The following is a 24,681-nucleotide window of genomic DNA, read 5'->3' on the forward strand; positions in this document are numbered from 1 at the left end:
GGGCGCCTCGGACACCGTGGAGCTCGCGGTCGAGACCGCTCCTACAAGGCTGTGCACACCTGTGGGAGCGGTCTTGACCTCGAAGCTTTTGATCCACCAAACCACGACGGGGCAGCGGCTATTACCGGGACTGTCTGGGGCGCCTCAGACACCGTAGAGCTCGCGGTCGAGACCGCTCCTACAAGGCGGCGCATTACCTGTGGGAGCGGTCTTGACCGCGAAGCTTTTGATTCACACGCTCGACTGGGCAGCGGCTATTACCGGGACGGTTTGGGGCGCCTCAGACACCGAAGAGCTCGGGGTCGAGACCGCTCCCACAAGTCTGTGCACACCCGTGGGAGCGGTCTTGACCGCGAAGCTTTTGATTCAAACCACGACCGGGCAGCGGCTATTACCGGGACGGCCAGCCCTCAGTGCGAGGTCCCCTCGGCAAACTCGATCTTGTTGCCGACGTTGTATTTGCCGGACGGTTTGTTCATCGGGATGCGTTTGATCTCTTCCAGCGTCTTGGCGTCGTAGACGATCAGCGCGCCGTCGGTGTCCCAGACGCTGAGCAGGGCGTAGCGGCCGTCGTTGGTGAATTCGACGTGGGCAGCGTTCTTGCCCGGCATTGGCCGTAGCGTGTAGGCGATTTCCAGGGTCTGTTTGTCGATCAGGTGCACGGCGTCGTTGTTCGGGCCGAAGAACACGTCTGTCCAGGCGTATTTCGAGTTCAGGTGGCTGCGCATGAAGAAGCCGGGGCCTTCGGTGGGGATTTCCTTGATCAGCTTCCAGGTCTCGAGGTCGAGCACCGAGATCAGGCCCTTGCTCACGTTGGGCGTGGCGAAGACCCACTTGCCGTTGCGCTTCCAGTAGATGCCCGAGCCCAGGTGCGGCATGCCCGGCAGCGGGATGTCGGTGACCGCCTTGCCGGTGTCGAGGTCGATGACCTGGCCGCCGAGGGCCTTGCGCGAGGTGGCCAGCAGGTAGCGATAGTCTGGGGTAAAGGAGAAGTCGTCGAGAAAGTCGGCGGCCTCGATGCGCCGTGGTTTGAAGTCCGGCTCGCCGGCATAGGACAGCTCCCAGGCTTCCTTCACGTCCTTCAGTGCGACCACGAAGCTGTCGCGTGGCGGGGCGGTGTAGACGGCGCTGACCCGCGACGGCGTGCCGTCCGCGGCGACCGCCGGGATGTGCTTTACCAGCGACAGGTCGCGCGCGTCGAGCAGTACCAGATTGCCCGGCAGGTAGTTGCCCACCAGCACCCAGCGGCCATCGTTGCTGACGGCCAGATTGCGGGTGTTCAGCCCGGCGCGGACCTCGGCGATCATGGTCAGGTTGTTGAGGTCGTAGACGCTGACCCAGCCGTCGCGCGAGGCGAAGTAGACGAAGCGCCCATCCGGCGAGAACTTCGGGCCACCGTGCAGGGCGTAGTGCGACGGGAAGTTGGCCAGCTCGGTGAAGCGCTCGCCGTCGAGCACGCGTACATGATGATTGCCGGCCTCGACCACGACGAACAGGTTGAGCGGGTCGGCGCCGTGTTGCGGCGTGCTCGGTAGCTTGGAAACGTCGGCAAGGATGCGGTGGCTGGCGCGAATATCCGCGTCGCTCCAGGTCGGCGGGGTCGCTGGCGGCTGATAGAGATAGCTCACCAGACCATCGATCTGTGCATCGTTCAGACGGTCGCCGAACGCCGCCATCTGGCTGGCCGGCCGACCGTTGTGGATGACCTCGCGTGCCTCGTCAGGCTTCAGTCGGCTGAGGCTCTCCGGCAGCAGCGCCGGCCCTGCGCCGCCCAGACGATCGACGCCATGGCAGCTCTGGCAGTGTTGCTCGTAAAGCGCGCCGGCCTGTTCCAAGCCCACCACCTCGGGCGCTGCCTGAATCGCACCAGAAAGTGCCAACAGCACTAGCGGAACTACTCGCATAGGGCCTCCTGTGGAGCGGATTGTATATGCCGGGCGGTGCGTAGCCGAGCCGGGAATTCCAGCTCGGTGTCGGCGAACAAGCCGACCACCTGGCCGATGACGGTTAGGGTTGGCGGCATCAGCTGGTGCGCCTGCGCCATGCTCGGCAGTTGCTTGAGGCTGCAGCGCACCACGCGCTGGTCGGCGCGGGTGCCGTTGCCGATCAGTGCGGCCGGCGTGTCGACCGGCAGGCCGGCGGCGATCAGGTTGCGCGAGATCTCGCCGAGCGCGGCCAGGCCCATATAGAAGACCAGCGTCTGCTTGCCCTCGACCAGACTGGTCCAGGACAGCTGCAGCGCGCCGTCTTCCTGCAAATGGCCGGTGATGAACTGGCAGGAATGCGCCAGGTCGCGGTGGGTCAGCGGAATGCCGGCATAGGCGCTGCAACCGGCAGCGGCGGTCACGCCCGGAACCACCTGGCCATTGATGCCATGCGCCAGAAGGAATTCCAGTTCCTCGGCGCCGCGGCCGAAGATGAAGGGGTCGCCGCCTTTCAGCCGCACCACGCGCAGCTTCTGCTGCGCCAGGTCCACCAGCAACTGGTTGATCTGCGGCTGCGGCAGGCTGTGGTAGCCGCTGGTCTTGCCGACGTAATGGCGGGCGCAGCGGGCTGGCAGCAGCTGCATCAACTCCTCACTGACCAGGCGGTCGTAGACCACCGCGTCGGCCTGTTGCAGCAGGCTCCAGGCGCGCAAGGTGAGCAGGCCCGGGTCGCCGGGGCCGGCGCCGACGAGGGCGACTTCGCCAGGGGCCAGCGTGGCGCCGAGTGCAGCGGGGAGAGTGGTTGGCTGATCCATGCGAACTCCTGAAATCTCATCGGACGACGGTAGGTCTCGGGCGGCCTCGGGGCCGCGCTCGGTATCAAAGGGCGACGGCGGGAATGCGCTGCGGTTGCGGCAAGCCGATTTCTTCATCGCTGAGGTAGCAGCCGGGGTCTTCGCCCCAAAGGTTGCCCTCGGCCCAGGCGCGGGTACGGGTGTTGCCGTTGCAGATCGACAACCAGCGGCACTCTGCGCAGCGTCCGCCCACTGCGCGGGGATGCTGGCGCAGCTCGGCGAGCAGCGGCTCGGGCTGGTCCAGCCAGAGCTGGCGGAACGACTGCCGGCGCACGTTGCCGACGGTGTGCTGCCACCAGTAGGTGTCCGGGTGGACATCGCCGATGTTGTCGATATTGGCGATGCCGCTGCCCGAGGCGTTGCCGCCCCAGGCGCGCAGCATCCGCTCCAGACGGTCGCGGTGTTCGGGCAGGCGCTGTTCGACCCACTTCAACAGCAGCACGGCATCGGCGTCGTTGTTGCCGCTGACGAAATCGGTTTCGCGGCCGTGCTGCACATCATCCCAGGCCTGCTCGAACAGCTGGTACATGGCGTCGCGGGTCATCTGGTGATGGGCGTCGGCCTTGCGGCTGCGGCTGCGCTTGCCACGGCCGCTGTAGTTGAGGTGCGAGAGGTAGAACTTCTGCACGTCGTGTTCGCGCATCAGCGCCAGCAGTGCCGGCAGTTGCGGGTAGTTGTTCTGCGTCAGGGTGGTGCGCAGGCCGACGCGGATGCCATGCTGGCGGCAGAGGTCGATGGCGTGCATGGACGCGGCGAAGCTGCCCTTGAGCTGGCGCCAGTCGTCGTGCACCGCTTCCAGGCCGTCGATGCTGATGCCCACGTAGTCGTATTTCGCCGCGGCGATCTGCTCGATGTTGCCCTCGTCGATCAGCGTGCCGTTGGTCGACAGCGCGACGAAGAAGCTGCGCAGGCGCGCGTATTCGGACAGCTCGAAGATGTCGTCGCGCAGCAGCGGCTCGCCACCGGACAGGATCAGCACGCGGACGCCGGCCTCGTGCAGGTCGTCGATCACCTTGAGCGCTTCGGCCGTGTCCAGTTCGTCGCGGAACTCGCTGTCCGCCGAGGTCGCGTAGCAGTGCTTGCAGGTCAGGTTGCAGCGCCGCAGCAGGTTCCAGATCACCACCGGTGGCCGTGCGCCAGCGGTGCTGCGTGCGCCCAGCACCGGCATGGCGGGCCGGGCGAGCGCGCGCAGGTAATGGCTGATTCTCAGCATGAGGGGGTCTCCTCGCGTCACGCGTCTTGCGTGTTTCGATGGAGGCAGCATCACCGACTGGCGAATGCCAATCCTTGACCGCAAACAATAAAGAGGTGGGCCCCGGCCCCGTAACAGAGCAGCGGTGCAGGCCGGGCGCCGATGCGCAGGGTCGCGTTCCGCCAAATCGCGGTAATCGTCGGAAGCGTTTCGCGTCGCCTGCCCGTAGGGTGGATCACGCTTCTCCGATCCACCGATCCACCGCGCGAAACATCGGTGGATGTGAAGCGCGACATCCACCCTACGCCGCTGCCGGTAGGGTGGGCTGTCGGCGCAGGCGGAGGGCGTTTGTCGGATGCTTGCGCTGTAAGCGCTTGCGTTGGTTACCGCGACGCGGGAATACGTCCAGCGGTTATTCCAACCTACGGACCTGGCCTTCATCACAAACGGAACGCACGGTTACCAGCGGTGATGGACGCAAAAAGGCCGTCCCGATAACGTCGCGAACATCCCGTTTGGATGGGATAGACAGCTGGCCGGGCTTGCCGGCTTCCTTGCAAGGACATTTAAGGACGCGCCGATGAGCACCATCGAATTCGTTGCGCTTTACCTTCTCAACAGCTTGTTCTGGAAATGGATCATCAGCTGGGGCGGAGCCCAGTGGATCGAGGGCTGGAAGAGCATGCTCGTTCTGGACTGGTTCGCATGGCCGTGGAATGCCGAGCAGATCCGCTTGTATGCGCTGGTCATGTGGAGCTTCTCCACGCTCTTCTTCGTGATCGGTCTGTTCAAGCCCGAATGGCGGTTCTGATGGCCCGGCTTGTGCGGCGCGCGAGCAGCGGCTTCAGGTTCGGCTGCCCACGCGTAAGCCGGTCTTCTTGAGAATACGGCTGCTGACCAGCATCTCGTCGGCGCGGCAGGCGTTGCCGAGCAGTGCGCGGATCTCGGCGCGGTAGCCGTCGATCTCCTCGGCGCTGCGGCCGTGCACCATGGCGAACAGGTTGTAGCGCCAGCCATCCTGGCGCGGACGGCGATAGCAATGGCTGACGAACGCCTGAGCGCCGATCAACGGGCCGAGACGGGCGATCTCGGCGTCGTCCACATCCCAGACGGTCATGCCGTTGTGGCGGTAGCCGAGGCGGTAGTGATTGGGCACGGCGGCGATGCGGCGGATGGCGCCGTCGGCTTGTAGCTGCTGCAGCAGCGCGAGGGTGGCCTCGACGCTCAGCTCCAGGCGCTCGGCGAGCCAACCCCAAGGATCGTCCACCAGCGGCAGCCCGCCTTCGGTGAGCGATACCAGGCGCCGGGCCAGCTCGGCCTGCTGGGCAGGCTCAAACGGCGAAGTGCAGGCCGACATGGTAGGTCTCCTCCTTGGGCAGGTTGAGTACCGGCAGGCCGGTCTCGGCTTCGATCCGGGAAATGGTCTCCGCGATGCCCTGCGGTGTGGCGCAGCCGAGCACGAACCACATGTTCCAGGCGTGCTCGCGGCGGTAGTTGTGCGCAATTTCCGGCATCGCCGCCAACTGCTCGGCGACCTGATCGAAGCGCTCTTCCGGCACCGACAGCGCGGCGAGGGTAAAGGCGCCGCCGAGACGTTCGATGTCGAACATCGGGCCGAAGCGGGTCAGGGTGCCATCGTCGAGCAGAGCCTGGACGCGTTCGCGCAGTTGCGCGGCGTCGGCGTCCAGCTCTTCGGCCAATGCCTGCCAGGGATCGCGGACCAGCGGCAGGCCATGCTGCAAGCGGTTGATCAGGCGCCGATCGAGCTCATCCATGGGCCGCCACCGGTATCGCGGGCGGGGCGTAACGGCCACCGCATTGCTTGAAGGCGCGGGTGCTGAACAGCAGCTGGTGCGGCGCGTCGCTCAGCCCCTGTTCGGCGAGCAGCGCGGCGATCAACCGGCAGACCTGCTCGCGCTCGCGGCCGTGGACCATGCAAAACAGGTTGTAAGGCCAGTCGGGCAGGCGCCGCGGCCGCTGATAGCAGAGGTTGATGCCGGCGGCCTGGCCGAGGCGCTGGCCGATCTCGTCGACGATCTCGTCCGGGATGTCCATCACCAGCATGGCATTGGCGCGAAAGCCCAGGGCGCGATGCTTGATCACGAGGCCCATGCGACGAAACAGTCCGCTGTCGTTCCAGCGACGGACCTGCTCGAGCACCGCCTCTTCGCTGGCGCCGATGCGTTCGGCCAGCAGTTGATAGGGGCGGGCGGCGAGTGGCAGGCCGGCTTCGAGCAGGCGCCGCAGCTGCAGGGTTTGCAGATCATCGAGCAGGGCGGTCATGGCGCGTCTCCGATGGGGAAACCGAGGTCGATGCGGTAGGCCGCCCGCATCGGTAGATCCAGCGGCGTGAGCCCGGTTTCGGCTTCGATCCGCGCCAGCAGCGCTTCGACGTGAGCGTGGTCGGGGCCCGTCACCACGAACCAGAGGTTGTAGCGGTGCTCGCGCAGGTAGTTGTGGTTGACCTCGGGATAGCTGTTGATCAGCGCTGCGACCGATTCCAGGCGCGCCTCGGGCACCGCCAGGGCGACCAGGGTGCTGGCGCCGGCGCGGCTGTGCTCGAACACCGGGCCGACGCGCGACAGACCGCCGCCGTGCTCCAGGGCCTCGAGGCAGGCCAGCACCTCGGCTTCGCTGCAATCGAGCGCCTCGGCCATGGCGCGGTAGGGCTCGGCGCACAGCGGCATGCCGTGCTGGAAGCGGTCGATCAGGCGGCGGCTGAGGGCGTCGATCTGCATGTCACAACCCCGTCTCGTGGGCGCGGCTTGAGAAGAAGATGCCGCTCGGGCTGTCGGCCGGCAGGCGCTTGAGCAGTTGTAGCGTGTAAGGGTCCCAGACCTGCACCTCGTTGCCGTCGCGCACCGACAGCCAGAGTTGCTCGCCGCGCGGAGTGAATTCCATATGCAGCACCGCCGGACCGGGTTCGAGGGTCTTGATGATCTGGTGGGTTTCCGTGTCGATCACCTGCACCTTGCCGTTGTCCGGGTGGGCGAAGTTGACCCAGAGTTGCCGCGTATCCGGGCGTGACATCACGAACACCGGCTGGCCGGCGACGTCGATGGCGTCGGTCTGCTTCCAGCTCTGAGTGTCCATCACAAGTACGCGGTGCTGGCCGACCGCGGGAACGAAGGTCTGATCGCCCGCCACCGTCCAGCCTTCCAGGTGCGGCATCTTGTAGACCGGCAGTTTTTCCTGGCCGCGGCCGTAGCCGTCGATGATCCGCTCGACGCCGCGGTCGGGGTGCCAGAGGTCGATCTTGGCCATGCCGTCCTCGCCGAACAGACCGGCGATGTAATAGCGGCCTTCCGGGGTCAGCAGGCCGTCATAGGGTTGCTTGCCGACGTGCTCGAAGCGGGTCACGACCGGTGTGTTGCCCTGGCTGAAGTCCAGCAACCAGCTCTCGCCGGTGTCGAACAGGCTGTAGATGAAGCGCCGGCCGGGTGCGTCGATGACGCCGACCACGCGCGAATTGCGGCTGCCGTCGGCCAGCGGCGTGGCCGGGACATCGGCGACCAGCTCCAGCGTCAGGGCATCGAAGACTTTCACGCCGCCGGGCTCGTAGTTGCCGACGGCGATCAGCTTGCCGTCCTGGCTGATGGCGCCACCGATGCTGTTGCCGCCCTGGATGACGCGTTTGTCGATGCGCTGGCGCAGCAGGTCGACCTTGGTCAGCCCGCCGTCGCGGCCGAAGACGTAGGCGAAGCGCTCGTCGCGGGAAAACACCACCGAGGCGTGGGACAGGTCGCCCAGCCCCTCGATGCGGGCCAGGCGCGTCTGGCCGGTGGTCTCGACGATCTGCAGGCTGCCGGTGGCACGCTCCACCACCACGCCGAGGTCACCGGTGCCACGCAGTGGTTGCCCGGCACAGGCGCCGAGCAGCAGGCTGGCCGCGGCCAGCAACAGGGTTGGACGCATCATGGCGTGGGCTTTCCTTCGATCAGTCGGTCTACCAGCCAGGCGATGTCCTGCTCGCCGAGCAGGGCGTTCCAGGCGGGCATTGCAGTGTCGGGCCTACCGTGGGTCACGGTGGCGATCAGGGTTTCGCGGGCTTTGCCGGCGATGGCGTCGCGGGTCAGCGCAGGGCCCAGGCCGCCGGTCAGGCGCATGCCGTGGCAGGAACCGCAGTCCTGCAACAGCAGGCGTTCGAGCTGACCCTGGCGCTCGGCTGAGACGCCGGCCGCCAGGGCGGTGGAAAAGGGGAGGAGGGACACCAGGGTGAGCCCCAAACCGATGACTGCGTGGCGGGACCGAAGCATGATGTCCTCCTTGGGTGTTACTTCTGGCTCAGAACCCACTCGGCGAGGGTTTTGGCTTCTTCTTCGGTGACAGGGTTTGGCGGCATCGGGATCTGGCCCCAGGCGCCTACGGTGCCGTTCTTGATGTGGCCTGCGAGCAGGTCGGCAGCGCCTTCCTGACCGGCGTACTTGGCTGCGACGTCCTTGAATGCAGGTCCTACGATCTTGGTGTCGATGCTGTGGCAGGCCGCGCAAGGCTTGCTCTTGAACAGCGCTTCACCGTCCTGTGCCATGGCAGGCTGCAGGACCATTGCGCCGCCGAGGGCGAGCAGTGGGATCAGTACTTTCTTCATCAGTTACTTCCTCAAGGCTAGATGGGGGAGTCTGCGCTCCCCCGACGGGGCACTCAGTACACGTCGTGCTGAGTGTTGTAGACGTTAAATTTACCGGTTGGGGTGATCAACCTTTTGTCTTTGATCACCTTTTTCAGCTTTAGCGTCTTATCATCGACCACCACGATCGCCGATTGCTCCTCCTGGCCACTCCAGACCGAGAACCAGACTTCGTCGCCGGCTTTGTTGTACTCCGGCTGCACGACACGCTTGGCTCCACCGGTCAGGCCGGACCATTCACCAATCGGCAGGACAGTGTAGCCCGCCCCCAGATCGTCGATGTTGAACACCGCGGCCGACTGGCTGACCTTGGCGTCCGGGTTGAAGGTGGTGTCCAGGTAGATGTGCTTGGATTTCGGGTGGGTCTTGATGAACAGCGAGCCGCCGCCCTGGCCCTTGAGGGTCTCGACCACTTTCCACGCCTGGTCCGGGTGCTTGTCCGGATCGGTGCCGATCAGCGAGATGGTCTCGTCGCCCAGGTGGCTGGTGGCCCAGACTGGTCCGAATTTCGGGTGCACGAAGTTGGCGCCGCGACCCGGGTGCGGGGTCTTGCCGACGTCGACCTGGGCAGCGAGCTTGCGGTCCTTGGAGTCGATCACCGCGACCTTGTTGGAGTTGTTCGCCGCCGTCATGAAGTAGCGATGGCTGACGTCCCAACCGCCGTCATGCAGGAAGGGCGCGGTGCCGATCGTGGTGGTGGTCAGGTTGTCGATGTCTTCGTAGTTGACCAGCATGACCTTGCCGGTTTCCTTGACGTTGACGATGAACTCCGGGTGCTCGTGCGACGCGATGATCGCCGCCACGCGTGGTTCCGGGTGGTACTCCTGGGTCGCAGCGGTCATGCCGCGGGTCGAGACGATCTGCAGCGGCTCCAGGGTCTCGCCGTCCATGATGGTGAACTGCGGCGGCCAGTAGTCGCCGGCGATCACGTATTTGTCCTCGTAGCCCTTGTATTTCGAGGTCTCCACCGAGCGGGCTTCGACGCCCACCTTGATCTCGGCGACCTTGATCGGCTCCTTGGCCCAGAGGTCGATCATGTCGATCTTTGCGTCGCGGCCGATCACGAACAGATAACGCCCGGAAGCGGACATGCGCGAGATGTGCACGGCGTAGCCGGTGTCGATGGTCTTGACGATGTCCTTGGTCTTGCCGTCGATCAGGGCGATCTTGCCGTCGTCGCGCAGGGTGACGGAGAACAGGTTGGGCAGATCGAGATCGTTCATCTGTTTCTTCGGCCGATCCTCTGGCTTGACCAGTACCTTCCAGGAATCCTTCATCTGGCCCATGCCCCACTCCGGCGGCGTCGGCGGGGTGTGCTGGATGAACTTGGCCATCAAGGTGATTTCGTCCTTGGTGAGCGCGTTGGAGGTGCCCCAGTTGGGCATGCCGGCAGGCGAGCCGTAGGTGATCAGGGCTTCAAGATAGGCCTGGCCGCGCTCCTGCGTGATGTCGGGGGTCAGCGGCTTGCCGGTCGCGCCCTTGCGCAACACGCCGTGGCAGCCAGCGCAACGCTGGAAGTAGATTTCCTTGGCTTTGTCGAATTCAGCGGTGCTCAGGTCCGGAGCGCCGGGTGTGTGGAGCACCTGGGCGCTCGCCGGATCGATGACGCTGGCCTCGCCCTTGAGCGCCGCGTCGGCGTTTTCCGCATTGACCGCTGCCTGGGCGACTGCCAGACCGAGCAGTGAAAAGCCGGCGAGAACGCCTGCCAGTAAATGTTTGCTCATACCTTTCTCCTCTGACCGCTTCGTGCGGTTCCTGCTAGTGACGGCGATGTGGCAGTTCCCGGGTCTTGCTGTGTGCGGTTGCATCCTATGGTGGGCTCCGCGCGAAAGCGCTTGATGGCAATCAAGAGAGCCGTGGTGATGCCCGGCGCGTGACGCCGTGTCGCGGGGCGCCTGTTGCGCGTGGCGAAAAGGGAAAGGAAAGCCGGCCGGCCGGTGCTGCCGGTCGGTTCGCGAGCGCTCATTTGAGGCTGGGCTTGACCGTAATCAAGCTTCGCCGGAGGACGCCTTGAGGGCGCCTGACCTGACGGTTAGTTTGGCGGCAGATGCTTAACCAACTGCCGCCGTGAGGTATTGCCAATGAACGCGCCCGAGAAGTTTGCCGACCTGCCTGGTGCTCCGTTTTACCAGTCGCTGGGCAATGAGGAGGCGCTCTTCGAGCAGGCCTGGCGCCACGGTATGCCGGTGCTGATCAAGGGCCCGACTGGCTGTGGCAAGACCCGTTTCGTGCAGCACATGGCCCATCGGCTCAACCTGCCGCTGTACACCGTGGCCTGCCACGATGACCTCAGTGCGGCGGATCTGGTCGGCCGTCACCTGATCGGCGCCCAGGGCACCTGGTGGCAGGACGGCCCGCTGACCCGTGCCGTGCGTGAAGGCGGCATCTGCTACCTCGATGAGGTGGTCGAGGCGCGGCAGGACACCGCGGTCGTCCTTCACCCCTTGGCCGACGACCGCCGCGAGCTGTTCATCGAGCGTACCGGCGAGGCGCTGAAGGCACCGCCGGGTTTCATGCTGGTGGTCAGCTACAACCCCGGCTACCAGAACCTGCTCAAGGGCATGAAGCCCAGCACCCGGCAGCGTTTCGTCGCGATGCGCTTCGATTATCCGGCAGCCGCCGAGGAGGTGCGCATCGTCGCCAACGAGGCGCAGGTGGACGCCACGCTGGCGCATCAGGTGGTCAAGCTCGGGCAGGCCCTGCGCCGTCTCGAGCAGCATGATCTGGAAGAGGTCGCCTCGACCCGCCTGCTGATCTTCACCGCGCGGATGATCCGCTCCGGCATGAGCCCGCGAGAGGCCTGCCTGGCCTGCCTGGCCGAGCCGCTGTCGGATGATGCGCAAACCGTCGCGGCGCTGATGGATGTGGTTGATGTCCACTTCGCTTGAGGCCCGCACGACGCGGCGATTGCCGGGCGATCTGGCGATGTGGTTCTTCATCCTCGCCGAGCTGACCGTCTTCGCGATTCTGATCCTGGCCTTTGCCGTGGCGCAATGGCTCAACCCCGAGCTGTTCCATGAAAGCCGGGCGGCGCTGGACAGCTCGATCGGCCTGGCGCTGACCCTGAGCCTGCTGACCTCCGGCCTGTTCGCCGCCCTGGCGGTGGAGCAGGTGCGCATGGCCCAGTCGCGCCGCGCGGCGGTGCTGCTGCTGACCGCGCTGATCAGCGCCAGCGTCTATGTGGTGCTCAAGCTCAACGAGTACAGCCACCTTTCCGCGCTGGGATTGGGGCTGGAGCACAACACCTTCTTCACCCTCTACTGGATTCTCACCGGCTTTCACTTCCTGCATGTGCTGCTGGGCATGGTCATCCTCGGCTGGATGGCCGAGCGCTGCCGCCGCCGCGCCTATACGGCGTCGGACTGCGCCGGGCTGGAGTCCGGGGTGCTCTATTGGCACATGGTGGATATGGTCTGGGTGCTGCTGTTCCCGCTGGTTTACATCATCAATTGAGGAGGGGCGGATGTCCGCGTCGATCGTGCTGGTGCTCTGCTGGTTCGGCCTTGCGCTGCTGACCACGCTCACCGTGCTGCTGGGCAGCTCCGGCTCGACCCTGCTGCTCGCCGCCGGGGTGCTGGCGGTTGCGCTGGTCAAGGCCTGGCTGATATCCGACGGCTTCATGGAACTGCGCCACGCACCGCGAATGTGGCGCCTGCTGCTGCTCTGCTGGCCGCTGGCGATGGCCGGCGGAATTCTGTTGGCGATGATGGTGTAGGTCGCGAGCTTCGATCAAAAGCTTCGCGGTCAAGACCGCTCCCACGGTGTGCACGGACTTGTAGGAGCGGTCTCGACCGCGAGCTTTTCAGCGTCTGCATGTGTCCCCAGACCGCCCCGGTACTAGCCGATCCCGCGCAGTGCGTTTGAGTCCAAAAAGCTTCGCGGTCAAGACCGCTCCCACGGTGTGCACGGACCTGTAGGAGCGGTCTCGACCGCGAGCTTTTCAGCGTCTGCATGTATCCCCAGACCGCCCCGGTACTAGCCAATCCCGCGCAGTGCGTTTGAGTCCAAAAAGCTTCGCGGTCAAGACCGCTCCCACGGTGTGCACGGACCTGTAGGAGCGGTCTCGACCGCGAGCTTTTCAGCGTCTGCATGTATCCCAGACCGCCCCGGTACTAGCCGATCCCGCGTAGTGCGTTCGAAGCTAAAGCTTCGCGGTCAAGACCGCTCCCACGGTGTGCACGGACTTGTAGGAGCGGTCTCGACCGCGAGCTTTTCAGCGTCTGCATGTATCCAGGCCGCCCCGGTACTAGCCGATCCCGCGTAGTGCGTTCGAAGCAAAAGCTTCGCGGTCAAGACCGCTCCCACGGTGTGCACGGACTTGTAGGAGCGGTCTCGACCGCGAGCTTTTCGGTGTCCGCATGTGTCCCTGGCCGTCTCGGTACTAGCCGATCCCGCGGCGCTCGTTTGAAGCAAAAGCTTCGCGGTCAAGACCGCTCCCACGGTGTGCGCTGACTTGTAGGAGCGGTCTCGACCGCGAACTTTTCAGCGTCTGCATGTATCCCCAGACCGCCCCGGTACTAGCCAATCCCACATCGCTCGTTTGAAGCAAAAGCTTCGCGGTCAAAACCGCTCCCTCGGTGCGCACAGACTTGTAGGAGCGCACGGGCTTGTAGGAGCGGTCTCGACCGCGAGCTTTTCGGTGTCCGCATGTATCCCAAAGCGTCTCGCTAATAGCCAATCCCGCGGCTCTCGTTTGAAGCAAAAGCTTCGCGGTCAAGACCGGTCCCACGGTACGCACGGACTTGTAGGAGCGGTCTCGACCGCGAGCTTTTCAGCACCCGAATAAACCCGACCTTCACGTTCAGGTTTTTCTTGATTGTCATCAAGCAGGTTTCGATAGCTGCCTTCTTAAACTGGCCACGCCAACGCCATGAGGAGGCGACCATGTCCGAGACCTTTACCAAGGGGATGGCCAGAAACATCTACTTCGGGGGAAGCGTGTTCTTCTTCCTGGTGTTTCTAGGCCTGACCTATCACACAGAGCAGACCTTTCCAGACCGTTCCAACGAAGCGACGCTGACCGAGTCAGTGGTACGCGGCAAGGCCGTCTGGGAGAACAACAACTGCATCGGCTGCCACAGCCTGCTGGGCGAAGGCGCCTACTTCGCGCCGGAGCTGGGCAACGTCTTCGTGCGTCGCGGCGAGGATGCGGCCTTCAAGCCCTTTTTGCAGGCGTGGATGAAGGCACAGCCTCTGGGCGCTCCAGGGCGCAGGGCGATGCCCCAGTTCAACCTGAGCGAGCAGCAGGTCGACGATCTCGCCGAATTCCTCAAGTGGACCTCGAAGATCGACACCAACAACTGGCCGCCAAACAAGGAGGGCTAAGAGATGAGCATCATGAATCCGCATCTCAAGTTTCAATCGCAGGCCGTCGCCAAACCCTACTTCGTGTTTGCGCTGATGCTCTTCGTCGGCCAGATCCTGTTCGGCCTGATCATGGGCCTGCAGTATGTCGTCGGTGACTTCCTGTTCCCGTTGCTACCGTTCAACGTCGCACGGATGGTCCACACCAACCTGCTGATCGTCTGGCTGCTGTTCGGCTTCATGGGCGCGGCCTACTACCTCATCCCCGAGGAAGCGGACCGCGAACTGCACAGCCCGAAACTGGCGATCATCCTGTTCTGGGTCTTCGCCGCCGCCGGCGTGCTGACCATTCTCGGCTACCTCTTCGTGCCCTACGCCGGCCTGGCCGCGCTGACGCACAACGAGCTGCTGCCGACCATGGGCCGCGAGTTCCTCGAGCAACCGACCATCACCAAGATGGGTATCGTGGTGGTCGCCCTGGGCTTCCTCTACAACATCGGCATGACCATGCTCAAAGGCCGCAAGACGGCGATCAGCATGGTGATGATGACCGGTCTGGTCGGCCTGGCGGTGTTCTTCCTGTTCTCCTTCTACAACCCGGAAAACCTGGCGCGCGACAAGTACTACTGGTGGTTCGTGGTGCACCTGTGGGTCGAAGGCGTGTGGGAACTGATCATGGGTTCGATGCTGGCCTTCGTGCTGATCAAGATCACCGGCGTCGACCGCGAAGTGATCGAGAAGTGGCTCTACGTGATCATCGCCATGGCCCTGATCACCGGCATCATCGGTACCGGTCACCACTTCTTCTGGATCGGTGCGCCTGAGGTCTGGTTGTGGCTGGGCTCGATCTTCTCCGCGATGGAACCGCTGCCGTTCTTCGCCATGGTGCTGTTCTCGCTGAACATGGTGAACCGTCGCCGTCGCCAGCATCCGAACAAGGCTGCCTCGCTCTGGGCCATCGGCACGACCGTGACGGCGTTCCTCGGGGCTGGCGTGTGGGGCTTCCTGCACACCCTGGCACCGGTGAACTACTACACCCACGGCTCGCAACTGACGGCTGCCCACGGTCACCTGGCCTTCTACGGTGCCTACGCGATGATCATCATGACCATGATCAGCTACGCCATGCCGCGCCTGCGGGGCCTGGGTGAAGCGCCAGATGCCCGTGCTCAGCGCGTCGAGATCTGGGGCTTCTGGCTGATGACCATCTCGATGGTGATGATCACCCTGTTCCTGACTGCCGCTGGCCTAGTACAGGTCTGGTTGCAGCGGATTCCGGCCGACGGGGCAGCGATGTCCTTCATGAATACCGCCGAGCAACTGCGGGTGTTCTTCTGGCTGCGGCTGATCGCCGGGGTGTTCTTCATGATCGGTCTGATCTGCTACCTGAGCAGCTTCAGGCAGCGTGGCCGGGTCACCGCCGACGCGCCCGCTGCTGTCGCTGCGGCTTGAGTCCGATCGCAACATGAGCAACGGCCCGGCTGACTTGAGCGGGCCGTTGCCGTTTTCACAGGGCGTAACGGAGTAATCGCAATGGCCTTTACCGTCGAAGTCGAAGAGTGGGTCGGCAGTGTCTGGCACCGCTTCATCACCCGCCGCGCCAGCCCGGATTTTCCCGAGGCGAGCGTCGAGCTGGAGAGCATGCAACGCAGCCTGTCGGTGCTGTTTCGTGCGATGGGCGGGGCCAGCGGCGTCGGCGTGGAGGCCGCCAACGCGCGTGATCTGATGTTGCGCCGCAACCTGCTGCAACAGGTCGCCGGCACCTGCAAGCAACTGCCGGTCGCCTGGTGCGATGCGAGCAATCTGCGTTTGCCGCAGCGCCTTGCCGTCTACCCCGAAATCTCACTCAACCAGGATCTCTATCGCTGGCTGGCGCTGCTCGCGGCGCAGGCGGGCGAAATGCGCCACTGGGCGCGCGACAACCAGCGCTGGACCCAATCCATTCTCCAGCGCTTCCCGGCCATGCGGCCGCGTTACGAGCGGCTGGTCGAGGCGCATCTGCAACTGCGCCCGGATCCGGCCAGCCTGCCGCGTGCCGAGGGTCAGCTGGAACTTGCCTTGTGCCAGGCATTGCGCGAACCGGGCAGCGTCTTACAGTTCCCCCGCAGCGAAGTCGCACCCTGGCCGCTGCCGATGTGGCTGTACCCGGCGGAGAACCTCGGTGTGCCCCAGGCCACCGAGCTCACCGAAGAAGACCAGGACAACCACTTGCAGGCCCCACCGACCGAGCAGAAGGGCCTGCGCAAGCGCGCCAAGCGGGTCGAGGACAGCACCAGCAAGGGCGGCCTGATGCTGTTCCGCCTGGAGAACCTGTTCAGCTGGTCCGAGCATGTCGAACTGGATCGCCAGGGCGACGACAGCGAGAACGAGGATGCTTCGCGCGTCGCCGAGGACCTGGATGAGATCGCCATGTCACGTCAGCGCATGCAGAAGGGCGGCGGCCTCAAGCTGCACCTCGACCTGCCGCCGTCGGACGTCGACGACATCCCGCTGGGCGAGGGCGTCAAGCTGCCCGAGTGGGATTACCGCAAGCAGCACATGCAGGCCAATTTCGTCAGTCTGCAGATGATGCTGCCGCGCGGCTCCGAACCCATGGGCCTGCCGCTGCGGCTCAGCCCGCTGGCGCGCAAGCTGCGTCGTCAGTTCGAGCACCTGCGCAACGACCGGCAATGGCTGCGCGGCCAACCCCAGGGCTCGGAGCTGGACATGCAGGCCTGGCTGGATTTTCACGTCGAGCGCCAGCACGGCCAGTGCGCCGAGCGTGGTCTGTTCATGGAGCAACGGCAGAACCGCCGCGACCTGGCCTGCCTGCTGCTGGCGGACCTGTCCATGTCCACCGACGCGCACCTGGACGACGAGCACAAGGTGATCGACGTGATCACCGACAGCCTGTTGCTGTTCGGCGAGGCGCTGTCTGCGGTGGGGGATGATTTCGCCCTGTACGGCTTTTCCTCGCTGCGTCGCCATCAGGTGCGCATGCAGGAGCTCAAGAGCTTCAAACAGCGCTACGGCGACGACACCCGCGGTCGCATCCAGGCGCTCAAACCCGGCTACTACACCCGCATGGGCGCGGCCATTCGCCAGGCCACCGAACTGCTCGGCAACTGCAAGCAGCGGCGCAAGTTGCTGTTGCTGGTGACCGACGGCAAGCCCAACGACCTAGACCTGTACGAGGGCCGCTACGGTGTCGAGGATACTCGCCAGGCTGTACTAGAAGCCCGGCGCCAGGGCCTGCTGCCGTTCTGCATCACCATCGACCAGGAAGCCGGCGACTACCTGCCGTACATGTTCGGCGCCAACGGCTACACCCTGATCAAGGACCCGCAGCAGCTTCCTTTCCGCCTGCCGCAGCTCTACAAGCAGCTGACCCAGCCGTAGGGGATGTCGCTCTTTACATCCACCGTGACGCCGCTCGATGGATGGCCACCCCGTGGATCGGAGAAGCGTGATCCACCCTACGGCTGCTTTTGTGCAAGGCCGCCTCGGCGCGAAGCTTTTTGGTTTTGCGGGCTTGCAGGGTTGCGTAGATTTTTTTGCTCTAAGCGGGATTGCAGCCCTATTCGCCGCGGGTCGCGCCTCCCACAGAAAAGCATGCCACCGGTATAGATCGACGCCATGCTCGGACTGCTTTTGTGGGAGGCCCGCCCTCGGGGCGAAGCTTTTCGGGCACCGAGCCGGCGCCATTCGCCGCGGGCCGCCGTCCGCCCTGGCGTGGTGGATGGCCACCCGTGGATCGGAGAAGCGTGATCCACCCTACGGCTGCTTTTGTGCAAGGCTGCCTCGGAGCGAAGCTTTTTGGTTTTGCGAGCTTGCAGGGTTGCGTAGCTTCTTTGGCTTCTCAGCGGGATTGCAGCCCTATTCGCCGCGGGTCGCGCCTCCCACAAGGGCCGCGATGTGCACTGTCGTTTTTTGTAGGAGGCCCGCCCTCGGGGCGAAGCTTTTCGGGCACCGAGCCGGCGCCATTCGCCGCGGGTCGCCGCCCGCCCCCTAGCGTGGTGGATGGCCACCCCGTGGATCGGTGAAGCGTGATCCTCCCTAACGTGAGCCGGCGGTCATCCTGGGAAAAAATGGCGTGGCAGCCAGACGATCATCACGGCACAGAACACCGTCAGGGCGATGCAGAACCAGAAGAATTTGCGCTGGCGTCGTTCGCATGCGGTGTCGGCATGCGCGGGCAGGGGCATGCCGCAGTGGCTGCATTCGGCTTCTTGCGGCGGGTTGAGTTGTTGACAGTACAAGCACCTGGGCATGGCGGCGTTCTCCGTAGGTCACGCCCAGCTTGCCATGCCCGGTGGCGCTCCAGGCTTGACGGCAATCAACCCTGGGCAATGCCGTCCGCGGTGCGGTATGTCGCTGGCAGGCGGATACGCCTGCGGTGTTCGATCACTCGAACTGTTCCAGCCGCTGGCGATCGAGAATGGTGATCTGCCGGCCTTCCTGGGTGATGATGCCTTCGTCGATCAGGCGGCGGATGATCCGCGAGAAGGTCTCCGGCTGGATCGACAGGTGCCCGGCGATCAGCTGCTTAGCCATCGGCAGTTCGAAACTGTTTCCTTCGTCTTTCAGGCGCGCCAGTTGGGTCATCAGGTAGCGCACCACCCGGTGAGTGGCGTTCTTCAGCGACAGCGTCTCGATCTCGTTGATGCGCTGGTGCAGGCGCACGCTGAGCTTGCCCAGCAGCGCGAAGGACAGCTTCTGGTTCGCCTCCAGCAGGCGCATATAGGCGGCGTTGGAGAACCGATAGACCTGCGTCGGGCACACGGCCTGGGCCGAGGCGACGTAGTTGGGCGTGTCCATCAGCATCATTGCTTCGGCGAAGGTCTGACGGTTGCCGATTACCTCGAATACCTTTTCCTGCCCGTCCGGGGTCAGGCGGTAGATCTTGATCGCACCGGAGATCACGAAATAGAACGAATGCGCCGGTTCGCCCTGATGAAAAAGATTGTCGCCCTTGTCGAGATTGAGCAGCTGGCTGGCACTCATCAGCTCGTCCATCTGCTCGTCGTTCAGCGGCTCGAACAGGTGGTGGCTGCGAAGGATCTGGTTATGTACGCGGTGAAGCACCATGCAAGGCATCCTGTCATCTTCAAATTTTGGGCGTTCTCGGGCCGGCGCCTCAGGGCTGGCGGGTCCGAAAACAATTGCTGAGCCTAGCCCAGTTATGCCGCCCGGGTGTTGACCCAGGCCGGTTGCAGAGTCGCGGTCAGGGCGTGAGCGTACGGTTTTCGGAACTGCCAGGCTGCACGGTGCTGACCGCCAGGTCGAGCGCAACGCTGGTCGCCAGCGACAGCATCGCGGCGATGGCCAGGCCCCACACCATGGGTTGAATGATCGCTTTCATCTTGCCTCCGTACTACAGGGGCGGGCCGCGGCGGCCCGCTGGTGCGCGCGTGCCTCAGTGTGCCGAGGCATTGGCGAACAGGATGTTGTTTTCCAGATGGATGTGGTGCATCAGGTCGTCGCGCAATTCCTCCAGCCCGCGATAGAGGGCGCGCCAAGTGTTGCACGCGTTGGCCGGCGGGGTGATGTCCTGGGTCAGCTCGGCCAGTCGCGCCAGGGCGGCGCTGTGCTGGTCGTGCTCGAAGCGCATTACCGCGATCGGTCCCTGGGTCTGGGGCAGTTGGATATTGCGTTGCAGCATGGGGAAGAGGATCTGTTCTTCCTTGAGCATGTGGCTCTCGAGTTCCTGCTGCATGGCCCACAGGTGTTCGGCGAGTCCGAGCGGGCAGTCGGCCTTGTTGCCGTGCACCTGCTCGACGCGGCTGGCCAGGCGAATCAGCTCGGGGAACTGCTCACGGTGGCGTTCGTGATAGCGCTCCAGGAGGAACTCGATCAGCGCCGCGGCCGGCTCGTTGCGCCAATCCGGCTCGCTCGGTGTGGCGCTGTCCAGCGCGGCCAGCTGTTCGGCGATGGCCTGTGCGTCGAGATTGCGTTGCAGCGCCGCATCGCGCAGCGGCGTGTTGCCACCGCAGCAGAAATCCAGCTTGTACTGGCGAAACACGCGGGTGGCGCCGGGAATGAGGCAGGCCAGGCTGCCCAGGGTCTGTTCGGTAAGCGCGATGCTCATGGTGGCATTTCCGTGGGTGGAGATGCTCCAATCAGGGCAAGCTCCATGCCACGGCCAAGTCCTTGATTTGCATGCCGTAAAAATTACAGTTGGTTAAAACTACCTGGACGCTGTAGGGTTTAAAAAACCTCAAGGGTCGTAAATACCATGATGGAAGAAGCGTTGCTGGCCGACCTGGTCACCGAGCTGCCCAATGCCGTTCGGCTACAACGGCTGGTGCACACCCTGCACCAGCGTTTCAACTGCGGCGCGGTGGTGTTGTTGCGCCTGGACGAAGACACCCTGCGCCCGCTCGCGGCGGTAGGGCTGGTCCAGGAGGCGCTGGGCCGGCGCTTCGTCGTGGCGCAACATCCGCGGCTCGCGGCGATCCTCTCGCAGCGCGAGCCCACCTGGTTCGAACCCGACAGCCGTCTGCCGGATCCGTACGATGGGCTGCTGGACGAGCACGTCGGCGAACCCCTGCCGGTGCACGATTGCATGGGCGTGAGCCTGTTTGTCGAAGGCAAGCTGTGGGGCGCGTTGACCCTCGATGCGTTGCATGCCGGCACCTTCGACGACGACGCGCGGCGCGATCTGCAGCGCTACACCCTGGTGATCGAGGCGGCCATTCGCATCACCCGGCTGGAACACGAGAACCGCGGGTTGCGCCTGGCCCGCACCGACGTACTGGAGAGCACACCGCTGCCGGGAGACGGCGAAATCCTAGGGCAGAGCCAGGTGATCGCCGATCTGTTGCGCGAGCTGGAAGTGGTCGCCGACTCCGAGCTGCCGGTGCTGTTGCTGGGCGAGACCGGCGTGGGCAAGGAGCTGTTCGCTCGTTGGCTGCACCGTCATTCGCGACGGCGTAACAAGCCGCTGGTGCTGGTCAACTGCGCCGCCTTGCCCGAGTCGCTGGCCGAAAGCGAGCTGTTCGGCCACGTCAAAGGTGCGTTTTCCGGCGCCACCACCGACCGGCCCGGCCGTTTCGATGCAGCCAACGGCGGCACCCTGGTGCTCGACGAGGTCGGCGAGTTGCCGCTGGTGGTGCAGGCCAAGCTGCTGCGCACCCTGCAGAATGGCGAGATCCAGCGCCTGGGGGCCGACAAGCCGCGCCAGGTCGACGTACGCATCATCGCGGCGACCAACCGCAACCTGCGCGAGAGCGTGCGCGACGGGCATTTCCGCGCCGATCTCTACCATCGCCTGTCGGTTTATCCGGCGCCGATCCCACCGCTGCGCGAGCGCGGCAACGACGTGTTGATCCTCGCTGGCTACTTCCTCGAGCTGAACCGCGCCCGGCTGGGGCTGCGCAGCATGCGGCTATCACCGGCCGCCGAGCGCGCCTTGCTCGGTTATGGCTGGCCGGGCAACGTGCGCGAGCTGGAACATGTGATCAGTCGCGCGGCGCTGCGGCTGCTTAGCCGTGGCGCCTCGCGCAGCGAAATCCTCACCCTGGAGCCCGATCTGCTCGATCTGGAAAGCACCCGGTCCGCCGCGCTGGCCCCGGTTGCCGAAGCGTCGGCGCAGCCGTTGGAAGCACAGATCGTTCCGCTGCGCGAAGCCGTCGATAACGCTCAACGCCAGGCGATTGTCCAGGCGCTGGAGGCCAGCGGCGAGAACTGGGCTCAGGCGGCCCGGCTGCTGGACGTGGACTCGAGCAACCTGCACAAGCTGGCCAGGCGATTAAAGCTGAAGTGATGCCGAGGCGGCGCCTGCCATCAGCCTGCGCGAGTCATGTCGAGAGGGCGGTGGTCTAAGCTGCACACATTACCCTTCATCGAGGAGAGCCCCCATGGCCCTGGACCACGACCAGTTCGACGCACTGCTGACCGAGGCGCTGAGCCACGCCGAGCGCGCCGCCAGCGAAAACGATCCGCAGCATTATCAACAGGCTTTCACAGCCAGCATCAAGGCCATGCGGCTGTTGGCCGAAGAGTCGGGCGCCTGGCGGCAGATGGTCGCGCGGGCCACCGAGGAGTTCGAAGGAGATGAAGGCATCTGAGTTGAGCCGTAGCGAAACGGCTCGCGCAGGCGAGTAGAGCGCCGGCCGGCCTGTCCGGCTGCCCTCGCGCCTGCTTGAAGCGCCACCAGGCGTTTGAGCGTGGCGCCTGTACGCCGCGCCGTGCTCCAGCGCCCCGGCGGGACCGTCCTGGAGCCAGCTGAGGGGCGTTACCGCTTTACGTGGCGGTTCGCTCCCTTGACGTTCATCAATGCCTGTTACAGGTCCGCTACCTAGACTGCCGGCTTTCCGTCCGGTCCGGGCGGGTACCGTGCCATTGCACGGTGCGCACGATTTGCATGTCTAGGAGTTGCCATGCACCTGGTCTGTCCGGCAGGTAGCCTGCCCGCGCTGAAGGCCGCCGTCCAGCAGGGCGCCGATGCCATCTATGTCGGTTTTCGCGACGACACCAATGCCCGCCATTTCGCTGGTCTGAACCTGGATGAAAAGCAGCTCGACAAGGGGCTGCAGCTGATCCGCGAGAAGGGCCGACAGCTGTATATCGCCGTCAACACCTACGCCCAGCCCGACGGCTGGAACCGCTGGCAACGCGCCGTGGATCAGGCCGCGGCCCTGGGTGTCGATGCGCTGATCGCCGCCGATCCCGGGGTGCTGGGCTATGCCGCCAAGCGCCATCCGCAGCTCAACCTGCACCTGTCGGTTCAGGGCTCGGCAACCAATGCCGCGGCGCTGGCCTTCTATCAGCAGCGCTACAACATCAAGCGCGCCGTGCTGCCACGGGTGCTGTCGCTCAAGCAGGTCAAGCAGGTCGCCGCCAGCAGCCCGGTGCCGATCGAGGTGTTCGCCTTCGGCAGCCTGTGCATCATGGCCGAGGGCCGTTGCCACCTGTCGTCCTACCTCACCGGTGAGTCGCCTAACCTTTGTGGCGTGTGTTCGCCGGCCAAGGCGGTGCGCTGGAGCGAGGAGCCGGAAGGACTCACTTCACGCCTGAACGACGTGCTGATCGACCGCTACGCCGAGGGTGAGTCGGCCGGTTACCCGACGCTGTGCAAGGGCCGCTTCATGGTCAACGGCCAGCGTTTTCACGCGTTGGAGGAGCCGACCAGCCTGAACACCCTTGACCTGATTCCCGAGCTCGCTGCCATCGGCGTGACCGCGATGAAGATCGAGGGGCGTCAGCGCAGCCCAGCCTATGTCGAGCAGGTCACCCGCGTCTGGCGTGCGGCGCTGGACAGCTACCTCAAGGCGCCGCAGCGCTATGCGGTCGAACCCGGCTGGCGGCGGGTGCTGGACGGCCTGTCCGAAGGCTCGCAGACCACCCTGGGCGCCTACCACCGGGCCTGGCAATGAATAAGGATCCGCGCATGAAACTGTCTCTCGGTCCGGTGCTGTTCTTCTGGGATCGCCAGCAGACGCTGGACTTCTACGCCAACATGGCCAGCCAGCCGCTGGACGTGATCTATCTGGGTGAAACGGTGTGCTCCAAGCGCCGGGCGTTGATGCTCGACGATTGGCTGGGGCTGGCTCGAGACCTGGCCGAAGCCTCTTCGGCGCAACTGGTGATGTCCGGCCTGACCCTGGTCGAGGCCGCCTCCGAGCTGTCCAGCCTGCGCCGGCTGTGCGACAACGGTGAGCTGCTGGTGGAGGCCAACGACATGGGTGCGGTGCAGCTGATGTCCGAGCGCAAGCTGCCCTTCGTCGGTGGTCCGGCGCTGAACCTGTACAACGGCCATGCCCTGGCCGAGCTGGTGGCCAGCGGCATGACCCGCTGGGTGCCGCCGGTGGAAGCCTCCGGCGTGCTGATCAAGCGTGCCCGCGCGCAATTGCTGGAGCTGGGCGCGGCGTTGCCGGAAATCGAGATCTTCGCCTACGGCCACCTGCCGCTCGCTTATTCGGCACGCTGCTTCACCGCCCGCGCCGAGAACCGGCCGAAGGATGATTGCCAGCTGTGCTGCCAGAACTACCCGGAGGGCATCGCCCTGTTCAGCCAGGAAGGCGAGGCGCTATTCACCATCAACGGTATCCAGACCATGTCCGCCTCGGTCAGCAACCTGCTCGCCGACTATTCGGGACTGATCGACAGCGGTGCCGACCTGCTGCGCTTGAGCCCCCGCGCTGTCGGCATGGAAGGGGTGATCGGCGCTTTCGACGCGGTGCGCAAGGGCGCACAACCGCCGCTGGCGGTGGATGGCTGCAACGGTTACTGGCATGGCCAGCCGGGTATGCTGCGTGCCGAGGAGGCCGGATTATGCTGAACCCGCGTGCTCATCTGGTGAACCTCGGCGGCCGACTGCTGCCGCTCGCAGCCAAGACGCCCTTCCTGCTCCAGCGCCTGGCGCTGGAGCGCAGCCTCAATCAGGTTTTCGCCGAAGCGCTGGGCGACGGCGCCTTCGATGTGCTCGATGGCCACTGGATGCGGCTCGAGGTCGCCGACCTCGGTCTGGCTTGGTGCCTGACCTGCGAGCGCGAGCAGCTGCGCATCGCGGCACAGGCGCCGGTAGAGGTGACCATTCGCGGCAACTGGCGCGAGTTCCTGCTGCTGGCCAGCCGCCAGGAAGACCCGGATACGCTGTTCTTCCGGCGCCGGCTGGTGATCGAAGGCGACACCGAACTGGGGCTGGCCATCAAGAACCTGATCGACAGCCTCGACCCGGACACGCTGCCGGGCTGGCTGTGGAAACTGCTGCAGGGGGCCGGTGAGGAAGTGGCCGCAGCCGGGCGGACCCAGGCCGCCAGGGCGTGACCGGCTGAGGCCGGCCGCCGTGGAGGGACC

At 64.9% G+C, this 24,681-nt stretch carries 27 protein-coding genes; 12 read left to right on the top strand and 15 right to left on the bottom strand.

The features are described from left to right. Positions 1-410 precede the first annotated feature (410 nt). From KCX70_RS04115 to nirJ, 3 genes are all read right to left on the bottom strand, one after another. Positions 411-1,904 carry a nitrite reductase gene (locus KCX70_RS04115; protein WP_212619372.1) on the bottom strand — a complete coding sequence of 498 codons (1,494 nt, stop codon included), beginning with the start codon at positions 1,902-1,904 and terminating at the stop codon, positions 411-413. Further along, a complete protein-coding gene (gene cobA / locus KCX70_RS04120; protein WP_212619373.1) occupies positions 1,895-2,740 on the bottom strand; it encodes a uroporphyrinogen-III C-methyltransferase in 846 nt (281 codons plus the stop codon). Before cobA ends, KCX70_RS04115 begins: the two co-directional genes overlap by 10 nt. A 64-nt stretch (positions 2,741-2,804) precedes the next feature. Next, complete coding sequence (nirJ, locus tag KCX70_RS04125) at positions 2,805-3,992, bottom strand: heme d1 biosynthesis radical SAM protein NirJ (protein WP_212619374.1); 1,188 nt, start codon at positions 3,990-3,992, stop codon at positions 2,805-2,807. Positions 3,993-4,551: 559 nt separating this feature from the next. Here nirJ and KCX70_RS04130 point away from each other — a divergent pair. Continuing rightward, positions 4,552-4,782: a hypothetical protein gene (locus KCX70_RS04130; RefSeq protein ID WP_212619375.1), complete on the top strand. Its 231-nt coding sequence runs from the start codon at positions 4,552-4,554 to the stop codon at positions 4,780-4,782. A gap of 33 nt (positions 4,783-4,815) precedes the next feature. On the opposite strand, the gene KCX70_RS04135 is transcribed toward KCX70_RS04130, so the two are convergent. The 8 genes from KCX70_RS04135 to KCX70_RS04170 are packed head-to-tail and all read right to left on the bottom strand — an operon-like array spanning position 4,816 to position 10,322. Next, entirely contained in the window at positions 4,816-5,328 is a 513-nt protein-coding gene (locus KCX70_RS04135) for an Lrp/AsnC family transcriptional regulator (protein WP_212619376.1), read from the bottom strand. Next, the gene (locus KCX70_RS04140; RefSeq protein ID WP_212619377.1) at positions 5,303-5,746 is read right to left on the bottom strand and encodes an Lrp/AsnC family transcriptional regulator; all 444 of its coding nucleotides are present in this window, start codon (positions 5,744-5,746) and stop codon (positions 5,303-5,305) included. The genes KCX70_RS04135 and KCX70_RS04140 overlap by 26 nt, the downstream gene beginning before the upstream one ends. Further along, positions 5,739-6,254 (bottom strand): Lrp/AsnC family transcriptional regulator, encoded by a 516-nt coding sequence (locus KCX70_RS04145; RefSeq protein WP_212619378.1) that lies wholly within the window; start codon positions 6,252-6,254, stop codon positions 5,739-5,741. Before KCX70_RS04145 ends, KCX70_RS04140 begins: the two co-directional genes overlap by 8 nt. After that, positions 6,251-6,709, bottom strand: a complete 459-nt coding sequence (locus KCX70_RS04150) for an Lrp/AsnC family transcriptional regulator (RefSeq protein ID WP_212619379.1) — start codon at positions 6,707-6,709, stop codon at positions 6,251-6,253. The genes KCX70_RS04145 and KCX70_RS04150 overlap by 4 nt, the downstream gene beginning before the upstream one ends. 1 nt (position 6,710) lies before the next feature. Then, positions 6,711-7,889, bottom strand: coding sequence for a cytochrome D1 domain-containing protein (locus KCX70_RS04155; protein WP_212619380.1), 1,179 nt, complete (start codon positions 7,887-7,889; stop codon positions 6,711-6,713). Further along, entirely contained in the window at positions 7,886-8,227 is a 342-nt protein-coding gene (locus tag KCX70_RS04160) for a c-type cytochrome (protein WP_212619381.1), read from the bottom strand. The genes KCX70_RS04155 and KCX70_RS04160 overlap by 4 nt, the downstream gene beginning before the upstream one ends. A gap of 17 nt (positions 8,228-8,244) precedes the next feature. Further along, positions 8,245-8,559 carry a c-type cytochrome gene (locus tag KCX70_RS04165; protein ID WP_102847034.1) on the bottom strand — a complete coding sequence of 105 codons (315 nt, stop codon included), beginning with the start codon at positions 8,557-8,559 and terminating at the stop codon, positions 8,245-8,247. Between the two features lie 53 nt (positions 8,560-8,612). Beyond that, on the bottom strand, positions 8,613-10,322 hold the full coding sequence (locus KCX70_RS04170) for a nitrite reductase (protein ID WP_212619382.1): 1,710 nt from the start codon (positions 10,320-10,322) through the stop codon (positions 8,613-8,615). 357 nt (positions 10,323-10,679) lie between these two features. On the opposite strand from KCX70_RS04170, the gene KCX70_RS04175 reads away from it, so the two are divergent. The 6 genes from KCX70_RS04175 (at position 10,680) to KCX70_RS04200 (ending at position 17,280) form a co-directional block, all read left to right on the top strand. Then, positions 10,680-11,486, top strand: a complete 807-nt coding sequence (locus KCX70_RS04175) for a CbbQ/NirQ/NorQ/GpvN family protein (RefSeq protein WP_212619383.1) — start codon at positions 10,680-10,682, stop codon at positions 11,484-11,486. Continuing rightward, positions 11,470-12,051 carry a cytochrome c oxidase subunit 3 family protein gene (locus KCX70_RS04180; RefSeq protein ID WP_212619384.1) on the top strand — a complete coding sequence of 194 codons (582 nt, stop codon included), beginning with the start codon at positions 11,470-11,472 and terminating at the stop codon, positions 12,049-12,051. The genes KCX70_RS04175 and KCX70_RS04180 overlap by 17 nt, the downstream gene beginning before the upstream one ends. A gap of 10 nt (positions 12,052-12,061) precedes the next feature. Beyond that, the gene (locus KCX70_RS04185; RefSeq protein ID WP_102847030.1) at positions 12,062-12,313 is read left to right on the top strand and encodes a cytochrome C oxidase subunit IV family protein; all 252 of its coding nucleotides are present in this window, start codon (positions 12,062-12,064) and stop codon (positions 12,311-12,313) included. 1,169 nt (positions 12,314-13,482) lie between these two features. Continuing rightward, positions 13,483-13,923, top strand: coding sequence for a c-type cytochrome (locus KCX70_RS04190; RefSeq protein ID WP_102847029.1), 441 nt, complete (start codon positions 13,483-13,485; stop codon positions 13,921-13,923). Positions 13,924-13,926: 3 nt separating this feature from the next. Continuing rightward, positions 13,927-15,354, top strand: a complete 1,428-nt coding sequence (locus KCX70_RS04195) for a cbb3-type cytochrome c oxidase subunit I (protein ID WP_212619385.1) — start codon at positions 13,927-13,929, stop codon at positions 15,352-15,354. An 81-nt stretch (positions 15,355-15,435) separates the two neighbouring features. Next, positions 15,436-17,280: a nitric oxide reductase activation protein NorD gene (locus tag KCX70_RS04200; RefSeq protein ID WP_212619386.1), complete on the top strand. Its 1,845-nt coding sequence runs from the start codon at positions 15,436-15,438 to the stop codon at positions 17,278-17,280. Positions 17,281-17,954: 674 nt separating this feature from the next. Here KCX70_RS04200 and KCX70_RS04205 read toward each other — a convergent pair. The 4 genes from KCX70_RS04205 to ytfE form a co-directional block, all read right to left on the bottom strand. Further along, on the bottom strand, positions 17,955-18,152 hold the full coding sequence (locus KCX70_RS04205) for a DnrP protein (protein WP_212619387.1): 198 nt from the start codon (positions 18,150-18,152) through the stop codon (positions 17,955-17,957). A 133-nt stretch (positions 18,153-18,285) separates the two neighbouring features. Next, positions 18,286-18,969 carry a Crp/Fnr family transcriptional regulator gene (locus tag KCX70_RS04210; protein WP_102852944.1) on the bottom strand — a complete coding sequence of 228 codons (684 nt, stop codon included), beginning with the start codon at positions 18,967-18,969 and terminating at the stop codon, positions 18,286-18,288. Between the two features lie 136 nt (positions 18,970-19,105). Next, positions 19,106-19,243, bottom strand: a complete 138-nt coding sequence (locus KCX70_RS04215) for a hypothetical protein (protein ID WP_165788516.1) — start codon at positions 19,241-19,243, stop codon at positions 19,106-19,108. A gap of 54 nt (positions 19,244-19,297) precedes the next feature. Continuing rightward, entirely contained in the window at positions 19,298-19,969 is a 672-nt protein-coding gene (gene ytfE, locus KCX70_RS04220; RefSeq protein ID WP_102852945.1) for an iron-sulfur cluster repair protein YtfE, read from the bottom strand. Between the two features lie 147 nt (positions 19,970-20,116). Here ytfE and norR point away from each other — a divergent pair, with 147 nt between their 5' ends. The 5 genes from norR to ubiT all read left to right on the top strand — a co-directional run bounded on the left by norR (position 20,117) and on the right by ubiT (position 24,651). Continuing rightward, positions 20,117-21,646, top strand: a complete 1,530-nt coding sequence (gene norR, locus KCX70_RS04225) for a nitric oxide reductase transcriptional regulator NorR (protein ID WP_102847024.1) — start codon at positions 20,117-20,119, stop codon at positions 21,644-21,646. 94 nt (positions 21,647-21,740) lie between these two features. Continuing rightward, complete coding sequence (locus KCX70_RS04230; RefSeq protein ID WP_102847023.1) at positions 21,741-21,950, top strand: hypothetical protein; 210 nt, start codon at positions 21,741-21,743, stop codon at positions 21,948-21,950. 312 nt (positions 21,951-22,262) lie between these two features. Then, a complete protein-coding gene (gene ubiU, locus KCX70_RS04235) occupies positions 22,263-23,258 on the top strand; it encodes a ubiquinone anaerobic biosynthesis protein UbiU (RefSeq protein ID WP_102847022.1) in 996 nt (331 codons plus the stop codon). Positions 23,259-23,272: 14 nt separating this feature from the next. Beyond that, on the top strand, positions 23,273-24,163 hold the full coding sequence (locus tag KCX70_RS04240; RefSeq protein ID WP_212619388.1) for a U32 family peptidase: 891 nt from the start codon (positions 23,273-23,275) through the stop codon (positions 24,161-24,163). Further along, positions 24,157-24,651, top strand: a complete 495-nt coding sequence (gene ubiT / locus KCX70_RS04245; RefSeq protein WP_212619389.1) for a ubiquinone anaerobic biosynthesis accessory factor UbiT — start codon at positions 24,157-24,159, stop codon at positions 24,649-24,651. Before KCX70_RS04240 ends, ubiT begins: the two co-directional genes overlap by 7 nt. Positions 24,652-24,681: the final 30 nt, after the last annotated feature.

Source organism: Stutzerimonas stutzeri (genome assembly GCF_018138085.1).
GTDB lineage: Bacteria > Pseudomonadota > Gammaproteobacteria > Pseudomonadales > Pseudomonadaceae > Stutzerimonas > Stutzerimonas stutzeri_AI.

Excerpts from the sequence above, each read along its gene's own strand:
- KCX70_RS04130 (WP_212619375.1), top strand. The coding sequence starts at position 4,552 with ATGAGCACCATCGAATTCGTTGCGCTTTACCTTCTCAACAGCTTGTTC.
- ubiT (WP_212619389.1), top strand. The coding sequence starts at position 24,157 with ATGCTGAACCCGCGTGCTCATCTGGTGAACCTCGGCGGCCGACTGCTG.
- KCX70_RS04180 (WP_212619384.1), top strand. The coding sequence starts at position 11,470 with ATGTCCACTTCGCTTGAGGCCCGCACGACGCGGCGATTGCCGGGCGAT.
- KCX70_RS04230 (WP_102847023.1), top strand. The coding sequence starts at position 21,741 with ATGGCCCTGGACCACGACCAGTTCGACGCACTGCTGACCGAGGCGCTG.
- KCX70_RS04165 (WP_102847034.1), bottom strand. The coding sequence starts at position 8,559 with ATGAAGAAAGTACTGATCCCACTGCTCGCCCTCGGCGGCGCAATGGTC.
- KCX70_RS04195 (WP_212619385.1), top strand. The coding sequence starts at position 13,927 with ATGAGCATCATGAATCCGCATCTCAAGTTTCAATCGCAGGCCGTCGCC.
- KCX70_RS04205 (WP_212619387.1), bottom strand. The coding sequence starts at position 18,152 with ATGCCCAGGTGCTTGTACTGTCAACAACTCAACCCGCCGCAAGAAGCC.
- KCX70_RS04115 (WP_212619372.1), bottom strand. The coding sequence starts at position 1,904 with ATGCGAGTAGTTCCGCTAGTGCTGTTGGCACTTTCTGGTGCGATTCAG.
- KCX70_RS04200 (WP_212619386.1), top strand. The coding sequence starts at position 15,436 with ATGGCCTTTACCGTCGAAGTCGAAGAGTGGGTCGGCAGTGTCTGGCAC.
- KCX70_RS04185 (WP_102847030.1), top strand. The coding sequence starts at position 12,062 with ATGTCCGCGTCGATCGTGCTGGTGCTCTGCTGGTTCGGCCTTGCGCTG.
- KCX70_RS04210 (WP_102852944.1), bottom strand. The coding sequence starts at position 18,969 with ATGGTGCTTCACCGCGTACATAACCAGATCCTTCGCAGCCACCACCTG.
- KCX70_RS04190 (WP_102847029.1), top strand. The coding sequence starts at position 13,483 with ATGTCCGAGACCTTTACCAAGGGGATGGCCAGAAACATCTACTTCGGG.
- KCX70_RS04135 (WP_212619376.1), bottom strand. The coding sequence starts at position 5,328 with ATGTCGGCCTGCACTTCGCCGTTTGAGCCTGCCCAGCAGGCCGAGCTG.
- KCX70_RS04170 (WP_212619382.1), bottom strand. The coding sequence starts at position 10,322 with ATGAGCAAACATTTACTGGCAGGCGTTCTCGCCGGCTTTTCACTGCTC.
- KCX70_RS04145 (WP_212619378.1), bottom strand. The coding sequence starts at position 6,254 with ATGACCGCCCTGCTCGATGATCTGCAAACCCTGCAGCTGCGGCGCCTG.
- ubiU (WP_102847022.1), top strand. The coding sequence starts at position 22,263 with ATGCACCTGGTCTGTCCGGCAGGTAGCCTGCCCGCGCTGAAGGCCGCC.
- KCX70_RS04215 (WP_165788516.1), bottom strand. The coding sequence starts at position 19,243 with ATGAAAGCGATCATTCAACCCATGGTGTGGGGCCTGGCCATCGCCGCG.
- KCX70_RS04175 (WP_212619383.1), top strand. The coding sequence starts at position 10,680 with ATGAACGCGCCCGAGAAGTTTGCCGACCTGCCTGGTGCTCCGTTTTAC.
- KCX70_RS04150 (WP_212619379.1), bottom strand. The coding sequence starts at position 6,709 with ATGCAGATCGACGCCCTCAGCCGCCGCCTGATCGACCGCTTCCAGCAC.
- nirJ (WP_212619374.1), bottom strand. The coding sequence starts at position 3,992 with ATGCTGAGAATCAGCCATTACCTGCGCGCGCTCGCCCGGCCCGCCATG.
- KCX70_RS04140 (WP_212619377.1), bottom strand. The coding sequence starts at position 5,746 with ATGGATGAGCTCGATCGGCGCCTGATCAACCGCTTGCAGCATGGCCTG.
- norR (WP_102847024.1), top strand. The coding sequence starts at position 20,117 with ATGATGGAAGAAGCGTTGCTGGCCGACCTGGTCACCGAGCTGCCCAAT.
- KCX70_RS04155 (WP_212619380.1), bottom strand. The coding sequence starts at position 7,889 with ATGATGCGTCCAACCCTGTTGCTGGCCGCGGCCAGCCTGCTGCTCGGC.
- KCX70_RS04240 (WP_212619388.1), top strand. The coding sequence starts at position 23,273 with ATGAAACTGTCTCTCGGTCCGGTGCTGTTCTTCTGGGATCGCCAGCAG.
- KCX70_RS04160 (WP_212619381.1), bottom strand. The coding sequence starts at position 8,227 with ATGCTTCGGTCCCGCCACGCAGTCATCGGTTTGGGGCTCACCCTGGTG.
- cobA (WP_212619373.1), bottom strand. The coding sequence starts at position 2,740 with ATGGATCAGCCAACCACTCTCCCCGCTGCACTCGGCGCCACGCTGGCC.
- ytfE (WP_102852945.1), bottom strand. The coding sequence starts at position 19,969 with ATGAGCATCGCGCTTACCGAACAGACCCTGGGCAGCCTGGCCTGCCTC.